The following is a 17,508-nucleotide window of genomic DNA, read 5'->3' as shown; positions in this document are numbered from 1 at the left end:
GATCGGTACAGATCGAGCCTTACATTTTACTGATAATCCGGAGAAGAATTTCGACTCCAGAAACCGCTTGCCAGCCAAACAGTCCCACGAGGACTAAATTGATGCCGATATGACTGTATCTAGCCCATTCCGCCCCTTTTTGCATATACGGAGACAGCGAAGCCGAAACCGCGATCGCGCCAGTCATGCCCAAGCCAGCGATCAAATGGGGGCCGACAAATAATTTACCATTGTTGATATAAGTAGCGGCCATCCCACCCAGCGTCCCCAGTACCATTACAGCCAAGACGATCGAGCCGATTTGGTAATGACGGAGATTATATTTGCCCTGAATGAGTTGTTTTTTTTCCTCACCTGTTGCGCTACGTGTTTTCCGAATTTGGAAGCCCAGATACATTGCATACAGGGTAGTTGCCAATAAAATCCACATTAACGCTGGATGGATAAAATTGAGATAGGGTTTGATATTAGCAGGAATAGAGTCCATAGGATCGGAAAAATTGTCGCAAAAGTTTTAAGAATATCTATAAAAGTTAGCATAAAATTTGTGGGTGTTGGCATTGGTGTACTTCGACGACTCTGAGACACAATAAGCCTCTCTGACAAGAGAATCGCCTACCATTGGTCGATCGCTGCTAAATTTGGCAATAGCAGTTCGCCCCAAAATACTAGCGGCGGGTACCGCCAGATCCACAGACAGTTAGCTTCCCAAAATTTATTATGTTCGATCGATCTAATCTCCTGCTGATTCAATCTGCCAAGCTTGGCAACGCGCGTCAAATTACTACAGCGTTAGAGCGTGGTGCCCAGGTTGATACGACTGATGCCGAAGGTACTACCGCGCTGATGTTTGCCGCCCAAAGCGGAGCTACCGAAATCGTCGATTTACTACTGGCTGCTGGTGCGGATCTAAATCTCCATCGCCACCAATTTGGGACTACCGCACTAATGTTTGCCGCCGCCGCCAATCGAGTGGCAGTTGTCGATCGATTATTGGCATGGGGAGCCAATGTCGATGCTGTCAATGAAGATGGTAGTACCGCGCTAATGGCAGCAGCATCCGTCGGTGCCGTGGAAATTGTGAGCTTACTTCTAGCGGCTGGAGCCAATGTCGTCTGCGTCGATGCCGATGGCGATAATGCTCTAAATATGGCGATCGATCGCAACCATGCTGCCGTAGTCCGCCAACTCATCGACGCTGGTGCCGATCTCCACTATCGCCGCAGCGATGGTAAGACTCCGCTCCTGCTGATGTCTGCGCCAGCAGATGTAACGATTCTTCAGATGCTGCTAGCGGCGGGAGCCGATGCTCAAGCAGTGGATAATGAAGGCGATAGTTTGTTAATTATTGCTGCCGAGCAGGGCTATACCAGCTTAATTCAACCGCTAATTGCCGCTGGTGCCACGATCGACTTCCAGAATCATGAGGGGTGGACGCCGCTAATTGCCGCTACATCTAGCAAACAAACCGAAATTGTCGCCGCTCTGTTAGCTGCTGGAGCCAATCCCGATCTGCAATCTCAAGAGCTAGAAACTGCCCTACATTTAGCCGCGATCGAAGGCGATCTCGATCTTGTCAGGCTGTTACTAGACCGTGGTGCAAAGACCGATCTCATCACCAACCTGGGGGATACGCCACTAGTTTTAGCCGCCTTACACGAGCACATAGACGTCGTTGCGGCAATCCTGAAGTCGGGGACAGATTTGAATGCTCACCAACAGGGAGTTACTGCCTTTGGACTGGCGATCGTCAATTTATATGTAGAAATAGCCCAACTACTTTTAGCCGCTGGCGTCTCTCCCAACCAAACCTTCAAAGACAGACAAACCCCCCTGACGATCGCCGCAATTAAGGGCAATCTTAATTTAGCCCGATCGCTCGTAGATGCTGGCGCACAGATCGATTCTCAAGACGATACTGGCGCAACAGCCCTCATGTGGGCAACCCATCGCCGCCATCATGACATCGTAAAACTATTACTCGCCGCCGGAGCCAACCCCAGCCATCGCAACCAAGGCGGCTTAACCGCTCTCGATTTAGCACAAATTAATAGCGATCGATACGCGATGGAACTGTTGGGGAAGGCTTAGAAGGGGGAGGGTGGATGGGTGGATGAGTGGATGAGTGGATGAGTGGATGAGTGGGAAACTCACGCAGGGGAAGATGGGGGGACTCAAAGACAGGAGACGGGGAGAGGAACACTCAAAACAATAAGCTATGTGTAGGGGAGGGTTTCGTGCCCAACCCACCAAACTTATCACCAGTAACACCCTACCCCGTAACCACAAAGTCCGAACCGACCCCATATCATACTTAGCATCAACAACCTACATACGCAGGGGAGTTTGAGGGGCGGCGTCCCGCCCCTCAACGGGGGGTCTGGGGGAAGCCTCCCCCAGATCCGGGTTCTCCTAGCACCAGAAGCGATCGCACTTGGGCTACGAGGAGAAGGGGGAGAACTAGATATGGATGCTTACGTTCAAACTTTCTATTCACTAACCTCAAGCCTCTGCATAAAACACCAAACTCATCCCAATCACTAGTTATTGCTGGTATGTTACTCCTTCAAATCTATGCCTCTCAACCCTTTGAGCATATTTTACAGCGTACCTAGATGGGAACTAGACTCATCTGGTTATATCCGAATCTCATGGCAATGCGACTCAGATGCCATCCCCGCCATCAGTCGAGCTGGGAATTTTCAGCTTTCAGGAATCTCCCTTGCCAATCTAGAACAGGTAAATACTTATATCGATCGATTATTAATTGCCGATCGACAATTAACAACAGTAGTAGTAACTAACTTATATCGCATCGCCCTGGCACAGCAAAATCTGGTGCGGAATAATTGTTGGTTTAACTTCATTAGAGCCATGACAGTCAAAGCTGCACTGCATACCTGGCAAAAAGTGCCCACAGTCAAACAGAATGAAGAGTTATTCGAGCGATTAGTAACGCCAAGTTTGAGTATTCGACAACTCTTGACTAGTTTCAAACCAGAATATCATCCCGACTTATTAGTAGGATTGCAAGCCTGGACTTACAATGCAGTGAGATATAATTCTTTTGCGTATCTAAGAGCCAATGGCGATCCATATTTTGGGTTATCTAATCTGGGAGTGGTATCGCGATCGAGTGGAAGCAAAACGCGTGCGGCTTTGATGGGTAATATTACTACCGATCGCCTCAATGCAGAGCTATCGATGTGTAAAATCTTTAAAAATTATCTCGGTCGATCGCGCATTCGGGTCGATCGGTTAACTTTAGAAAATTGGCAAGATATTTTAGCAGAAGCTCGCTCGTTAGGTATTGATATCTCAATTGAAGAATTACGCACGCGGCTCGATCGAGTTGGTAATTTAATTCGTACCGATGCTAATCCGACAATCGAGCGATATGACGATCCAAATGCGTTTATAGCGATTGAGTATCGGGTGGACACACCCGAATTAGAAATTGATACGGTAAATGCAAATTTCATTGAGATATTTAAGGCGATCGAGCGATTCATTAGCGATTTACCTGCCGAATCTCAGCAGATTGTGACTCTGAGACACCAGCAAAATCTCAAGCAAGGCAAGATAGCTAAGATAATAGCCAAAGACCAATCAAAGGTATCTCGGAAATTAGGAGAAATTTATTTAGAATTGCTAGATTTTATTCACACCCAAATTCCCCATCCTACTGACGGTAGAGCGCAGAAAAATAGTCAAGCTATCGTTGCTGTCAAACATTTATTAGATAAATATTTTCGTCAAGTTCAGCCCGTCGGGATTACATAAATAAGCTTTACCTCGCCCAAGTAGTTAGCGGTCTAAATTTAGGTTAAATTTTATGAGTATTTTTCAGCAACAGACTCAATTATTGACAACAATATATCCAGAGCATGTCTGGATCGATGTCGATCTGAGTAATTTAGGAGAATCGCCAGACTGGGTGAAGCTCGATCGAGTTTGTATTGGCGCGATCGCTAAATATCTAACTGAATCGCTAGATTTAGATGTCGAGCCGATCTTTCCGAGTGCAGAATTAGAACGATCGTTTGTTAGTAAGATCGTCAATGGCTTTGTGCTGTTAGTTTCGGGCGTTAAAGTAGCCTTTATTCCCAGTCTGGATCTAGATTTAGCTGGGTTTGAAGTACAACAAGAATGGGTCGATTTATCCCGGTGGATGGCCGATTATTACGTACCAGTTCGGATCGATTTAGAGTCTAATTGCTTGCACTTATGGGGCTTTATTTCGCATCAATCTTTGCAACAAAGATCTCATCTCGATCGCCATGTCCGTAGTTATGAAATTGAAGGCGTAGATTTAATTGCAGATTTAGATTCCTTGTGGACTACTTGCGATTTAGTTGCTAATAAAATCGTGCCGCCAGAGCGAGGTAAAATACCTCACGAGCTGCAAATATCACATTCAGAAGCCGCAACATTAATCGATCGACTCCACCAAGATCGTTCGAGTTGTTCGCCGCGACTGATATTACCTTTTGAAAAGTGGGGCGCAATTATCGATTCTCCTGAATATTTAACCATGTACGCGCACCCAAAACCAGGAGTTATTCAAATATCTAAATGGTTCCAGGAAGTCACCGAGCTGGCTAACAATATTGTCGATCGCGGCTGGGTAAAAATGTCAGAAGTTTTCGATAAATCCCAGCCTAAACCCAGTTATTTGGGCGGTTATATGGCTGCGCCAGCAGTTAAAGGTATTTCCCTCGGCAACGATCTGGAAATTCATCGCGCAGTTCGTAATTTATATAACAGCCAAAACACTACTAAAAAAGTAGACTTACCTGCCGATATCGATTCGCCAATGCTGTTATTAATCTACTTGATGCAGCATACAACTGATGAATATTTACGCTGGCAAGCTGCTGAATATTTATGGACGATCTCACCAGAAAACGAGCGTAATTGGCACCGTCGGATTAAAGATCTCGGCTTGGTAATGCAAGGGCATAAATTAGGATTGATGGTAGCAGCAATTCCCTTAATCGATGGGACTTATGCGATTTTAAATCGCGTCTACCCGATCGGTACCGAGTCACATCTACCGCCCAATGTCCGCCTCAATCTCTTTGCCGAAGATGGCGACTGTATCTGTGAAGTTGAAAGTAGATCGATGGTGATGGATAATTATATTCAACTATATTTTACTGCCAGCGGTGGCGATCGGTTTAATATTCAGGTGTCAATGGATGAGGATACGATCGTCGAGGCTTTTGCCATTTAAGGAAGGTAGCTGTGAGATCTCAATTATTTTTTGTTACAACCTGCTATTAACAATATAGTTGAGATCGAGCTTTGCGGTAGATTAGAGGGGTGTGCTGACTTATGCTCATTTTGTTAAATTAGAGGTCGATCGTGAGCCACATTCGGATAATAGACCTAACCTCCAGTACTAATCTAGCTCCACTATCAGCAAAGCTCACTGTTGCCAAAATTGACGATGCTGGGGCGATAATCAGTCGCGAACATCCCGTGGCTGAAGGGACATTAAATGTCGAGCCTTTAATCGCCCTCAATCAGCAAATTACCGCCAGATTTAAAACAGCAACCAGTCAAGATCGATACTTTGGTGGTATTCAACTACCAAAAACGATGGTGCAGAATGTTGCCAACGATCGCGATACCTTAAAAGCAGACATCGAACAGCTCCGCGACTCACTAGATCGCACATTAGAGCAAAGCTCCTGGATGAAGATTCGCGAAGGATTATTGCGCAGTCTCAATCGAATTCCACCGAGCGAACCGATTAGATTAGTTATCTTAACGGATAACTACGATCTCCAAGCTTTATCGATCGAGCAGACATCATTTATCACTAATATCTTGGCAAGCGAAGATCGATCTGTGAGCGTAGTGTTTGCACATCAAGAATTAACTCGCAAATTAACTTGGCAAAAGATTCCCAAAATTTTAGTAGTGCTGGGCAATCAACAAGGGATTGAAGCTCCAATTCAGATCCAAGAGATCGAACGCTACTTTCGATCGCCTGCGATCGTTACACCGCTATATCAACCATCACCATCGCAAGTTTTAGAAGCAATCAGCGACGGCCATTTTGATATAATTATCATGGTCGGGCATAGCCAAATGAACGATACTGGGCTGGATGGTAAAATCGGTATTAATGAGCTAGATAGTATTGCCATCAAACAATATACTCAATCTTTCAAAAATAGTGTCAAAAATGGTCTAAAATTAGTCATTCTCGCAGGTTGTTCGAGTATTGGGGCAGCCAGAGCCTTAGCAGCTAGCAATATTGGCGTGCCGAATGTAATTGCGTTTAGAGTGCCAGTTCATTATCGCGTATTGAGATTATTTTTCGAGCGATTATTGCACTACTGGATCGTGCGATCGCAAAGTTTAGAAATTGCCATGACTGAGACTAGAGGAGAGTTAATTAATTACGATCTAGATTGCCCCGGTACATCAATTTTACCGATTTTATTCACTTCACCATATGCTCCACCATTAAAATTTCCAACTCCCAGTCGATCTCCTTGGCAAAAAAGATTGCATAATCTAGTACTTCATCCCCTAATAACTATTAAGTTTATAGGGAAGCAAATGAAAATACCAGCGATCGTCTTTCTGGGGCTAGCAGTGGCTGCTGTATGGTATTGGAGATCTCAATCTCCTAAGTTAGAAGCAGCATGTAATTCTATTCAAGGTGATGGAATTAGCTGCGGTGAAGAGATTTTATTAAAAGAACCTAATATCAGTACTCAAAGATACAAACAGCTAGGAGCTAATGCTATTGCTAAACGTGATTACCCTCAAGCAATTCAGTTTCTAACTAAAGCTTGGGATGCCAAAAAAGATCCAGAAACCTCGATCATGCTAGAAAATGCGAAACTAGCAAATCAAAATGTAGCAATTAGAACTATTGCCGTAACGATCCCCGCATCTCAATCTACACCATTAGATATTCCCACGGGGATGTTAAAGTCGATCGCTTTTGCCCAGCAACAATGGAATGCTAATCCCAGCCACTCATGGAAACTCCAAGTTGTTATTGCTGATGATAAAAACGACAAACATTCTGTCGATAGCTTAGTCCAGAATCTACTCAAAAGAGAGATATTTGCTGGCATTGGTAGCTATGCCTCTGAAGTGACTTTAGTAGCAAAAGATATCTATAATCTACAAAGTACTGTGTTAGTTTCAGGTACTAGTACTTCAACAAATTTGACTAGTACTGGTGCAAATAACTTCTTCTTCCGCGTTTGCTCCAATAATAAAGTCTCTGGCAAAGAAATCGCAAATTATCTCAAAGCTCATAAATACAATAAAATTGCTTTATTTCGCACTACAGGTAAAACATTTAGTGATTCGATGACCGCAGCTTTAAAAGCTAATAGTCAAGGGATCGATATTGTTGCTGAGTTTGATTTTGCGCCGAATGGTGATGCGATCGATATTGTTAAAGCGGTTAAAAGATCGGGCGCACAAGCGATCGTATTAATCCCCGATGCTTATACTAGCGATGCACCAGAGCGGACGCGGTTATTATCAATTATCGAAGCAAATAATGGCGAGTTACCTATAATTGGTAATGAAGTTGTCAAAGACCAGACATTATTTAGTCGGTTTGGCAAAAAGCAACTTGAGAAATTAGTTGTCAGTTTAACTTGGCATCCATCTTTCTATCAAAATAATACGATCGTCTTGCCTGCTTTTTGGGGCGACAAGGCTAACTTAGATCATCGCATTGCAATGAACTATGATGCTAATCAAGTTGTCATCCAAGCATTAGATCGCGTACTGATCGATCTCAATATTATCGATGCTCGCCGCGAACTTCAAAAAATTATTAGCAGTTCGACTTTTACAATCCCTGGTATTACTGGCGAAGTGAGCTTGACAGGAAGCGATCGATCGCAAGCCATCAACAGCCTAGTTACGCCCAAATGCGATGGTACCAGATGCAAAGATTTTAAACCCGCAATTTTTTAGTGGGGAGACGGGGAGACGGGGAGATTGGGAAAGAGGGAGACTGGGAGCAGGGAAGACTTTGAATCCCCAATCCCCAATCCTCAATCCCCGATCCCCATAATCTACCGATCGGCAGCGAAAAATGTCATAATGTCAAATGGTCTAAGCTTTTATATAACTCTACAGCTCTCCGACCGGGCGACAATTTAGGTGTCGCGCACAGATATTATTAGATAAAATTCGTTTAGCTTATGACACAAATTGCTAATTCGGCAGATGTACCAGATCTCGGTCGTCGCCAATTCATGAACCTGCTCACCTTCGGCACGATTACCGGAATGGTGCTGGGTGCCGCCTATCCATTTGTAGCGTACTTCGTCCCACCTGCTAGCGGCGGAGCTGGTGGCGGTTCGACTGCCAAAGATGCTAAAGGTAACGACGTCAAAGTTAGTGCCTTTATCGCAGGTAAGGCTAAAGGAGATCGCGAATTAACTCAAGGCTTAAAGGGCGATCCTACTTACATCGTCGTAGCCGATGGCACCATTGTCGATTACGGCATCAATGCAATTTGTACTCACCTTGGCTGTGTCGTGCCTTGGAACAAGGCTGAAAACAAATTCATGTGTCCTTGTCACGGTTCTCAGTATGACGAGACAGGCAAAAAAGTGCGCGGCCCCGCACCACTTTCCCTACCATTGGCTCATGCAGCGGTGACCGAAAACGACACCATCTCGCTCACGCCTTGGACTGAAACCGATTTCCGCACAGACGAACCCGCTTGGTGGGCATAAATTAGCCAATAGCGGCTAGGGACGGAGATCGCACCGACACTATCTGTCTATTTTCACCACACGAATCTGTATATTATTTAATTTTCTTCGTCTGTCATCTGTGAATCTATGAAATTAACTTTACCCTTGTGGCAACGCAGCCAGCGAGTGTTGACCAAAACCCTCGTCGTCTTATTGGCTAGTGTCGGCATCTTCTTCGCTAACGACATTGCCGTCCCCCAATCCGCCGCAGCCTACCCGTTCTGGGCACAACAAACCTACCCAGCAACTCCTCGCGAACCGACGGGTAGAATTGTCTGTGCGAACTGTCACCTCGCTGCTAAGCCTACAGAAATCGAAGTGCCTCAGTCTGTTAAACCAGACACGGTTTTTGAAGCTGTCGTCAAAATTCCTTACGATCTCAATGCCCAACAAGTCACTGCAAATGGCGTTAAAGGGCCATTAAATGTTGGTGCCGTGCTGATGTTGCCAGATGGTTTCAAAATTGCACCTGAAGATCGCCTTTCGCCAGAGCTGAAGGAAAAAACTCAAGGGTTATATTTCCAATCCTACGGCGAAGGTAAAGATAATATCGTCATTATCGGGCCATTACCGGGCGATAAATATCAAGAAATCATCTTCCCCGTACTCGCTCCCAACCCGAAAACAGATAAAGGCATTTACTTCGGTAAATCCCAAATTCATGTCGGTGCCAATCGCGGTCGCGGACAGGTTTACCCCACAGGTGAAAAGAGCAATAACGGTGTGTTCAATGCTTCTGTTGCTGGTAATGTCACTTCAATTGCCAAACAAGAAGATGGTAGCTCTCAAGTTACTATTCAACCTGCAACTGGCGATGCGGTTGTCGATAAAGTCCCCGCTGGCCCAGAATTGCTAATTGCTGAAGGTGCTGTTGTAACTGCCGGACAAGCAATTACCAACAATCCTAACGTTGGTGGTTTCGGTCAAAAAGATATCGAAATCGTCCTCCAAAATCCCGATCGCATTCTCGGTTTGATGGCATTTGTCTTTATGATTATGCTCTCTCAAGTCTTGTTAGTTCTCAAGAAAAAACAAGTCGAGCGCGTTCAAGCAGCAGAAATGGAATTCTAGAAACTGCAATTATTTTCGCGATCGAAATATCGATTGTGTTTAATGCACTAACTCTGGTAGTTAGTGCATTTTTTATCGTTCTATTTAGCAAAAATGCTGCCGATCTCTCAATCTACATTCTCTAAGTTACTGCATAGATCTTTACCCCTGGAGTTTAGACTAACCAGAAAGAGAACGGTAGCAAAAGATAGACCTTGGCTACCGGAGGGAAGAAAATAAGGGTGAAAGAAAGCTCATTAACTTCCCCAACATGAACTGTGAAGCATTACAGACATTTCGTCAACAAATACATCAACTATTAACCAAAGCAAAAGATGCAACATTCGAGCTAATGGATGCAGTGATGACAACCAGACAAGCTACATCACTAGCTGAATTGTCACTAAGTCCGATGTTTCGCCGCCAGTATCCAAGTACATACGAAGCAATAGAAGATTGTCGGCCACAACGAAATCAACTAATGCAGTTATGTATGAAGCAGATCCCAATTCAGAAATATATAGTGTTTGGCATCGACCATACACCCTGGCCAAGACCTGATGCCAAAACATTAAAAGACCGAACCTACGAACATCAGGGAAAAACCCAAAACGGAGTAGCTATCGGACAAGGATATAGCACAATTGCCTGGTTGCCAGAGGAACATCGGCTCGGGTCACCCGAAACGAAGAGTAGTTGGGCATTACCACTGAGGCATGAAAGAATCACAAGTTGGGAATCGCCAATCAGCAAAGCAGCTTGGCAACTCAAACAAGTCCTCAAGCATTGCTCTCAAAAAGTGTTGGTGCTACTAGACCGAGAATATGGGAATGCTAAATGGGTGCTAGCCACTGCCAAGCTTGAGGCTGATTGTCTAATGCGAATTCGGTCGAATACTTGTTTATGGGGAATTCCGCCAGCCTATAGTGGTCATGGTCGGCCTCGTAAACAGTGATGACTTGGCAACTCTGGTTAGCAAGAGATTTAGTTACACAACAGCGCTTGCCTTGGCAATCTGCTACTATCGCTCTATCGCCTGGACGTGTTGCTCAATCTATGTTTTCACTTTTGATACAGATTGGCACTCCTGCTGCTGCGCCTAAACAGCGTGGAAAGTCGAATGGTCGAATTATTGGGTTTAAATGTACTCCCCGAACTCGTTATCCTGTTGCTAAAAAAACTTATTCTCCGCCTAAAAAGCAACAGCAAACTGCATAAACACTCAGTCTCTCTCTCTCTCAGCGTTCTTATTCAGACAGCATTAAAGATGTCTGAAGTTTTCTGCTGCACTATTTCGATTAGTCTAAACTCAAGTAGATAATATTCCGACCGGAACCGATATTATTGCTTTGCAATACGCAGGCAATCAAACACTGAGTTTTTCTAAGACAATTCTCAATCCGGTTTTCTCTTATGTAAGCCTTAATGCCAACGGTTATGCTTTCGATCGAGACTTCGATATTCTCAGTTTCAGCGATGGTACTAATCGGAATTGTGGTTATTGGGGCTGCGGTACTTCTGCCAAACAAGTTGTCACTAACAACGGTATTACTGAATATCAATTAGTCGGCACGGGCGAACCTCACGGGACGATTCAATTCAGAGGAGCTTACGATACAATCTCTTGGCGCAGCTTGACTAGTGAATACTGGAATGGTTTTACGTTTGGCGTTCAAGGGGTTCAAAGTAACACTCCCGCAGTAACTGCCGTTCCAGAACCTAGCAATTTCATCTCATTAGGTCTAGTATCGATCGGTGTTGTCACTATACTTAAAAAACGGCGAATTGCTAGTAAGAATAAACCGCTCGATCGGAATTAAAGATATCGGTCTAACATTATTCTCACAACTTAATTGGTTTGATTCAAATCAGTACGTATTTAGCGATCGATATGCGGAGTCTGTGTCTCTTTCTCTCGATCGAACATCCTCGATCGGCTCATCTGAGAACTTGGAGCTGCTTGTGGAGAATCTTTACCAAGGCCAACGCAGTAGGCGACCGTTAAGACTTGCAAATTGCTAGAGCTATCCCATAGTTTGAATTGCTACCTTGTAGCTAGCGCGACAAATGTATTGACAGAGCAGAGTGATTTTAATGTGAATGCAGCAAAAACATTCGATCCAAAACTCAAATGCAATAGATTTAAAATGGAGAATTAAATCATGTTGAAAAAGTCATGGCACGATAATTCTAAACGCTCGGATGCCGATCGTCAACGCTCCCAACAGCCGCAAATTGAGGTGCTAGTCAGCGGACTGGACAGTCCCCGCAAACTCAGTTTTGGCCCCGATGGCGGGCTATATGTTACAGAAGCCGGACGAGGGGGCACGGGTGCCAGCATTCCCGATCCTGCTATTCCAGGTGCGCTGTTGTTCTATGGAGCGACGGGGGCGATTACCCGTATTAAAAATGGTGTTGCCAACCGAGTCGTGACTGGACTGCCATCGCTGGCATTACCCGATGGCAGCAATGCCGCAGGGGTGAGTGACATTGAATTCGATGCGGCTGGCAACGCCTATGCGATCGTCGGTTTGGGCAGCAATCCCGCCAATCGAGACAACGTGCTCAAAGTTCCCGATTTTAGCCAGTTAATTGGGATCGATAAGTTTGACGGTGGTGCATCTTGGACGCGATTGCAAGATTTTGGAGCCTACGAACTAGCAAATAATCCCGATGGGCAACAGCCAGACACCAACCTATTTGACTTGCTCATTCAAAAAAACACTGCATACGTCGTCGATGCAGGCGGTAACACTCTGCTCTCTCAACGCGCCTTTGGGGGCGAACCAAAGGTCGAGGCGGTATTCCCAATTCGCACTGCTACCAATCCGTTCGGAGGTCAACCGATACCCCAGCAATTCGTGCCGACATCAGTAGCCGCTGGGCCTGATGGTGCGTTATATGTGGGGCAATTGACCGGGTTTCCGTTTGAAGTAGGATCGGCAGGAGTGTATCGCGTCGGTACCAACGGGCAATCAGAACTCTATGCCACATGTTTTACCAGTATTGTCGATCTGGCATTCGATCGAAAAGGCGGTCTATATGTTCTCGAATACGATTCCAATGGACTCCTCAATCCTGGCGATGCAGGTGCCCTGATTTACCTAGCTCCAGATGGTAAAACTCGCACCACTGTGACGGATAAACTAATCAATCCCAATGGTTTAGAATTTGGTGCTAATGGCGATATTTATATCTCTAATAACAGTAATGTTGCAGGTCAAGGCGAGGTACTACGGCTGAGTTTCGATCGTCAGCCAAAACATCGCGATCGAGAGCACTTTCACAAAAAGAACTTTCACGATTGCCAACCGAATGCCGATACTCTCGATGACATCATCAATTTTGGTGGCTCGACATCAACGTATCCACAAGATCGCACGCAAATGTCGATCGCATCTGATGTTATCGATTATTATGGCTCGACCGATACCCGCTCTCGTGGCGCGTTCCAGCAATCGGATTTACTCAGCAATCGCGGCACGTTCGACTATAGCCTCAACACAAGCGGCGGTCTAGATCCATTCGCGATCGCCTATAAATGACCCAAGAGCCAACAGGTACGCTTTTAATTAAAAGGATTGCATTTATGACTGTTACAGCACCTAAAAACTTATTACAAATTCGGACTGGGACTGCTGCGGATGCCCAAGCTTGCAGTCAAATCTGCTATGAAGCCTTCACCCAAATTTCCGAGCGGCATGGATTTGTGCCCGATTTTTCGCACCCAGAAATGACAGAGCAAATGATGGCGATGTTGTTTGCCCATCCGAAAATTTACTCTGTGGTAGCCGAAGCCGACGGACAAATTGTGGGCAGCAACTTTCTGTGGGAAGAGTCGGCGATCGCGGGGGTGGGGCCGATTACCGTCGCGCCTCACTTCCAAAACGCCAACCTCGGCAAACGCTTGATGGCAACAATACTCGATCGCGCCCAACAACAGGGCTTTGCAGGCGTGCGGTTAGTACAGGCGGCGTTTCATAACCGATCGCTGTCGCTCTATACCAAGCTGGGATTTGACGTGCAAGAACCGTTGGCACATCTGCAAGGTACGCCCTTAGCGATCGCGATTCCCGGTTATGCCGTTCGTCTGGCTACCGAGGCAGATTTAGCTGAGTGCAATCGCCTCTGCCAACAAGTACATGGCTTCGCTCGGAGTCAAGAATGCGATCTAGCGATTCAACGGGGAACTGCTACCGTTGTCGAACGCGATGGTCGGATTACAGGCTATGCCACCACGGGCGGCTTTTTCGGCCATGCCGTGGGCGAACGCAATGAGGATCTCAAGGCTTTAATTGCTGCTGCAACCTTGGAAGGTTCGGGATTTTTACTCCCAACCCGCAATAGCGATCTCTTCCGCTGGTGTTTAGAGCAGGGGTTCCGCGTCGTTCAACCCATGACCTTAATGAGCCTTGGTATTTACAAACAGCCTCAAGGGGCGTTTCTCCCTTCGATCCTTTTTTAAATGCAGGCAGAATGTGCGGAGGTTTTCTTTGCATGTTACACCCTCGCTTTGGCAGAAAAATCTGTTCTTCGATCGGATACCATCAACAATCTCGCTAGCACCACTAACTCTGACGGTAACTAGAGCAAATCCCCAAGGGCTAGACTATTTCCTAGCCCCGATTTTGTCGATTGAACCTAAAGATCGAGGCTCGCAGAGGATTTTTGTGATAAAATACTGTTAGTTATAAATAAACCAAAGCACTTTGTTTACGGCCACATCAGATCCGATCCTCACCCTAGTGGGTGAAATCGGCATCGCTCGAAACAGCGATCTCCAAGCCAGAGGAATACATCCCCAACAACTTCGCCGTCTGGTAGATGCTGGAGCCTTGGTACGGGTAAGTCGAGGGCTATATACTTTGCCTACTGCCGATCTCACTGAGTTTCAAACCTATGCTGAAGCCTGTACCCGCTTTCCACGCGGTACGATTTGCCTATTATCGGCTCTCCGGTTTCACGAACTTACTACTCAAAACCCGTTTCAGATCTGGATGGCATTTGATAATCGGTGGGGGACTCCCAGCGATCGAGAGATCGCCTTACGGCGGGTGAATATGTCTGGTAAATCGCTATCTGAAGGGATCGAAACCCATTTGGTGGCGGGTATTCCCGTGCGCGTTTACAACATCCCCAAAACGATCGCCGATTGCTTTAAATACCGTTCGACAATCGGGCTAGATGTGGCTCTAGAAGCCCTCAAAGAAGCCTGGACAGCTCGCAAGCTGGATTTGAATCTTTTGGCTGATTACGCCCAAATCTGTCGAGTGCAGAAGGTCATCCAGCCTTATTTGGAGATGCTGGTGCTATGACCAAACCAGAACAGCTTGCTGCTTCAGTCCGCCAGCGGTTGAAGAATTTGACTGGTACTAATGATTTTCAAACGATGCTAGTGCGGTATGCGTTGGAGCGATTGCTCTATCGTCTGAGTCGATCGAATTATCAACAGCAGTTTGTGTTGAAAGGGGCATTATTGTTCGATATTTGGTTAGAGCGTTCCCATCGAGCGACGCGGGATGTCGATTTTCTGGGATTTGGGGATAGTACACCAGCAAGGATCGAGGAGATTTTTCGAGAGTTATGCTCGATCGACGTAGTAGCAGATGGTTTAGAATTTGCAGTCAGTAGTGTCGTTAGTTGCCGCATCAAAGCCGATTGTGAGTATGAGGGAGTGAGAATCAATCTGCTAGCTTATCTATCGGGGACGCGGACGCAGATTCCGGTACAAGTCGATGTTGGCTTTGGCGATGCGATTACACCTAGACCAGTATCAGTAGAGTTTCCGGCTTTATTGAGTTTCCCCGCTCCACAAGTATTGAGTTATCCTCGCGAAACGGTAGTTGCCGAAAAGTTTCAGGCGATGGTACTGTTGGGGATGAGTAATACACGATTGAAAGATTTTTACGATCTGTGGGTATTAGCGACTTATTTTAGCTTTGACGGCATTGCGTTGGGATCGGCATTAACCGCGACATTCGAGCGGCGCAGAACGCCATTGCCTCAGACTCACGCTGAGGTAGTTGCCTTGACTCCATTATTTACGACTGATGCTCAAAAACAACAGGCTTGGAAGGCTTTTTTACGCAAGCATCAGTTAGTAGCGAATGAGTTGAGTTTGATGGAGGTGGTAGAGATAATTCAGGAATTTGTTTTACCAGTCAGTGTGATGGTTAGTAAAGGAGAATTGTTTGTCGGACAATGGGATTGCGATCGCAGAGAATGGAAAATGTAGTAGATTATATATTTGAAATTAGACTAATATTCAGTTGATGATATCTATTGCGATCGCCCAAAATTAAGCTCCCAGACCTTTATGACCCATGAAGCCGATATTCTGATTGTGACTGTAACGAAAGTAGAGAGTTCCGCTGCGCTCCAAGCTTTTGAAAAAACTACTGGTGTTAAAGCAGACCCACAATCGATCGACAATCGCATTTACTGGAATTTAGGATCGATAATGCGCGTGTTTTTCTGACACAATCTGAAATGGGTAGTGGCGGAGTGAATGCCTCCTTACAAACGGTCGGCAAAGGAATTGAGGCACTTTCACCCACGGCAGTCATCATGGTGGGGATTGCCTTTGGAGTCAACGAGAGCAAGCAATCCATTGGCGATATTTTGGTAACAGAACAATTGCGGCTATACGATTTGCAACGGGTGGGCACGCAGGATGCACAAGAGCAGATTAGTTTGCGAGGCGACAAACCACATGCTTCGTCGTGGCTAATCAATCATTTCAGGAGTGCGGATGTGCGATGGGAGGGTGCAACAGTAAGATTTGGAACTGTGCTGACAGGAGAGAAACTCATAGACAATATCGACTATCGCGATCGATTGCGTCGTATTGAGTCAGAAGCTATCGGTGGTGAAATGGAAGGCGTGGGCTTGTATGTTGCTTGCAATGACAAAAAAGTAGACTGGATTTTGGTCAAGGGTATCTGTGACTGGGCTGATGGTAATAAGGCACAAGATAAAGAGTCGCGCCAGAAAACTGCTGCCCAGAATGCTGCCGAGTTTGTAGTACACGCACTGAAATTTGGATCGATCGATTGGCAACAGCGACGAGGCAAGGGATTGAAACGTCCAGATAATTCTGGAGTAATGACAGATCGCGAGATATTAACACCAGCATTAGCGATGGCACGCCGATCGCTGGGTATCTTAGAAGAGCAGGCTGCTGGCTATGGTAAACTACAAATCCCAGCTCATTTGCAGATTGACCTTGAGCAAAAACGTCAGGAAGTTTCAGCATTAGAAGCACGATTGAGAAATGGAGAATCGAATGGATGATTGTGCCGCTTTGGAAAAAACACTGGCAATGGCGCAAAGGGTACTTGCCGACTTGAAGACAAAAGCAGCAGGTTTTACGAGCCTAACGACTCCCTCAAATCTAAGTATCGAACTGGAGGACAAACAGGAAGAAGTTGACCAACTCAAAGCCAGATTATCAGCAGCACAATCAGCAAAGAAAGAGACTCAGCAATTAGCTCAAGCGGAGACAAGTCGCCCATCTCTAATGAGATCGAGAGTGCTTGAGAAGCATTACATCGAACGAGATGAAGCAAAAAAATTGCTCAAAAGCTTTGAGGTTGCATTGGCACAACCTCATGAGCAAGCTTTACTAAGTAGGTAGGTGGGGAAATAATAAACTGCATAAAGTTTTGTCACGGAACTGGAGAGTTGGAGAATTTAAAGCGTT

15 protein-coding genes and 1 pseudogene are annotated in these 17,508 nt (G+C 45.7%); 15 read left to right on the top strand and 1 reads right to left on the bottom strand.

What is annotated here, in order from left to right:
- Nucleotides 1–19 precede the first annotated feature (19 nt).
- Entirely contained in the window at nucleotides 20–487 is a 468-nt protein-coding gene (locus C7B77_RS07700; protein ID WP_106302379.1) for a DUF4079 domain-containing protein, read from the bottom strand.
- 233 nt (nucleotides 488–720) lie between these two features.
- Between C7B77_RS07700 and C7B77_RS07690 the strand changes: the two genes are divergently transcribed.
- From C7B77_RS07690 to C7B77_RS07625, 15 genes and pseudogenes are all read left to right on the top strand, one after another.
- Nucleotides 721–2,091 (top strand): ankyrin repeat domain-containing protein, encoded by a 1,371-nt coding sequence (locus tag C7B77_RS07690; RefSeq protein ID WP_106302373.1) that lies wholly within the window; start codon nucleotides 721–723, stop codon nucleotides 2,089–2,091.
- Between the two features lie 483 nt (nucleotides 2,092–2,574).
- The gene (locus C7B77_RS07685; protein ID WP_106302370.1) at nucleotides 2,575–3,783 is read left to right on the top strand and encodes a sigma-70 RNA polymerase sigma factor region 4 domain-containing protein; all 1,209 of its coding nucleotides are present in this window, start codon (nucleotides 2,575–2,577) and stop codon (nucleotides 3,781–3,783) included.
- Nucleotides 3,784–3,835: 52 nt separating this feature from the next.
- Nucleotides 3,836–5,236 (top strand): DUF1822 family protein, encoded by a 1,401-nt coding sequence (locus C7B77_RS07680; RefSeq protein WP_106302367.1) that lies wholly within the window; start codon nucleotides 3,836–3,838, stop codon nucleotides 5,234–5,236.
- 131 nt (nucleotides 5,237–5,367) lie between these two features.
- Nucleotides 5,368–7,965, top strand: a complete 2,598-nt coding sequence (locus C7B77_RS07675; RefSeq protein ID WP_106302365.1) for an ABC transporter substrate-binding protein — start codon at nucleotides 5,368–5,370, stop codon at nucleotides 7,963–7,965.
- A gap of 230 nt (nucleotides 7,966–8,195) precedes the next feature.
- Nucleotides 8,196–8,735, top strand: coding sequence for a cytochrome b6-f complex iron-sulfur subunit (petC, locus tag C7B77_RS07670; protein ID WP_106302362.1), 540 nt, complete (start codon nucleotides 8,196–8,198; stop codon nucleotides 8,733–8,735).
- A 108-nt stretch (nucleotides 8,736–8,843) separates the two neighbouring features.
- A complete protein-coding gene (petA, locus tag C7B77_RS07665) occupies nucleotides 8,844–9,827 on the top strand; it encodes a cytochrome f (protein ID WP_106302359.1) in 984 nt (327 codons plus the stop codon).
- Nucleotides 9,828–10,077: 250 nt separating this feature from the next.
- A pseudogene (locus tag C7B77_RS07660) lies at nucleotides 10,078–11,024 on the top strand (transposase).
- Nucleotides 11,025–11,155: 131 nt separating this feature from the next.
- The gene (locus C7B77_RS07655; protein ID WP_219892033.1) at nucleotides 11,156–11,626 is read left to right on the top strand and encodes a PEP-CTERM sorting domain-containing protein; all 471 of its coding nucleotides are present in this window, start codon (nucleotides 11,156–11,158) and stop codon (nucleotides 11,624–11,626) included.
- Between the two features lie 342 nt (nucleotides 11,627–11,968).
- Nucleotides 11,969–13,351 (top strand): ScyD/ScyE family protein, encoded by a 1,383-nt coding sequence (locus tag C7B77_RS07650; protein WP_106302356.1) that lies wholly within the window; start codon nucleotides 11,969–11,971, stop codon nucleotides 13,349–13,351.
- A 44-nt stretch (nucleotides 13,352–13,395) separates the two neighbouring features.
- Complete coding sequence (locus C7B77_RS07645) at nucleotides 13,396–14,271, top strand: GNAT family N-acetyltransferase (RefSeq protein WP_106302382.1); 876 nt, start codon at nucleotides 13,396–13,398, stop codon at nucleotides 14,269–14,271.
- Nucleotides 14,272–14,515: 244 nt separating this feature from the next.
- Nucleotides 14,516–15,121 carry a type IV toxin-antitoxin system AbiEi family antitoxin domain-containing protein gene (locus C7B77_RS07640; protein ID WP_106302353.1) on the top strand — a complete coding sequence of 202 codons (606 nt, stop codon included), beginning with the start codon at nucleotides 14,516–14,518 and terminating at the stop codon, nucleotides 15,119–15,121.
- Nucleotides 15,118–16,041 (top strand): nucleotidyl transferase AbiEii/AbiGii toxin family protein, encoded by a 924-nt coding sequence (locus tag C7B77_RS07635; protein WP_106302350.1) that lies wholly within the window; start codon nucleotides 15,118–15,120, stop codon nucleotides 16,039–16,041. The genes C7B77_RS07640 and C7B77_RS07635 overlap by 4 nt, the downstream gene beginning before the upstream one ends.
- A gap of 81 nt (nucleotides 16,042–16,122) precedes the next feature.
- Nucleotides 16,123–16,284, top strand: coding sequence for a hypothetical protein (locus C7B77_RS29735; protein ID WP_181243751.1), 162 nt, complete (start codon nucleotides 16,123–16,125; stop codon nucleotides 16,282–16,284).
- An 11-nt stretch (nucleotides 16,285–16,295) separates the two neighbouring features.
- Nucleotides 16,296–17,099, top strand: coding sequence for a 5'-methylthioadenosine/S-adenosylhomocysteine nucleosidase family protein (locus C7B77_RS07630; protein WP_106302347.1), 804 nt, complete (start codon nucleotides 16,296–16,298; stop codon nucleotides 17,097–17,099).
- Complete coding sequence (locus C7B77_RS07625) at nucleotides 17,092–17,442, top strand: hypothetical protein (RefSeq protein ID WP_106302344.1); 351 nt, start codon at nucleotides 17,092–17,094, stop codon at nucleotides 17,440–17,442. Before C7B77_RS07630 ends, C7B77_RS07625 begins: the two co-directional genes overlap by 8 nt.
- The last annotated feature ends 66 nt before the right edge of the window (nucleotides 17,443–17,508 follow it).

Origin of the sequence: Chamaesiphon polymorphus CCALA 037, assembly GCF_003003845.1 — a bacterium.
GTDB classification, from domain to species: domain Bacteria; phylum Cyanobacteriota; class Cyanobacteriia; order Cyanobacteriales; family Chamaesiphonaceae; genus Chamaesiphon; species Chamaesiphon polymorphus.
The sequence above is the reverse complement of the archived record's forward strand: the minus strand, read 5'-3'. Positions and strand labels throughout refer to the sequence as shown.

Coding starts and splice junctions, on each gene's coding strand:
- C7B77_RS07650 (WP_106302356.1), top strand. CDS start 11,969: ATGTTGAAAAAGTCATGGCACGATAATTCTAAACGCTCGGATGCCGAT.
- C7B77_RS07690 (WP_106302373.1), top strand. CDS start 721: ATGTTCGATCGATCTAATCTCCTGCTGATTCAATCTGCCAAGCTTGGC.
- C7B77_RS07700 (WP_106302379.1), bottom strand. CDS start 487: ATGGACTCTATTCCTGCTAATATCAAACCCTATCTCAATTTTATCCAT.
- C7B77_RS07630 (WP_106302347.1), top strand. CDS start 16,296: ATGGGTAGTGGCGGAGTGAATGCCTCCTTACAAACGGTCGGCAAAGGA.
- C7B77_RS07645 (WP_106302382.1), top strand. CDS start 13,396: ATGACTGTTACAGCACCTAAAAACTTATTACAAATTCGGACTGGGACT.
- petC (WP_106302362.1), top strand. CDS start 8,196: ATGACACAAATTGCTAATTCGGCAGATGTACCAGATCTCGGTCGTCGC.
- C7B77_RS07625 (WP_106302344.1), top strand. CDS start 17,092: ATGGATGATTGTGCCGCTTTGGAAAAAACACTGGCAATGGCGCAAAGG.
- petA (WP_106302359.1), top strand. CDS start 8,844: ATGAAATTAACTTTACCCTTGTGGCAACGCAGCCAGCGAGTGTTGACC.
- C7B77_RS07635 (WP_106302350.1), top strand. CDS start 15,118: ATGACCAAACCAGAACAGCTTGCTGCTTCAGTCCGCCAGCGGTTGAAG.
- C7B77_RS07685 (WP_106302370.1), top strand. CDS start 2,575: ATGCCTCTCAACCCTTTGAGCATATTTTACAGCGTACCTAGATGGGAA.
- C7B77_RS07680 (WP_106302367.1), top strand. CDS start 3,836: ATGAGTATTTTTCAGCAACAGACTCAATTATTGACAACAATATATCCA.
- C7B77_RS29735 (WP_181243751.1), top strand. CDS start 16,123: ATGACCCATGAAGCCGATATTCTGATTGTGACTGTAACGAAAGTAGAG.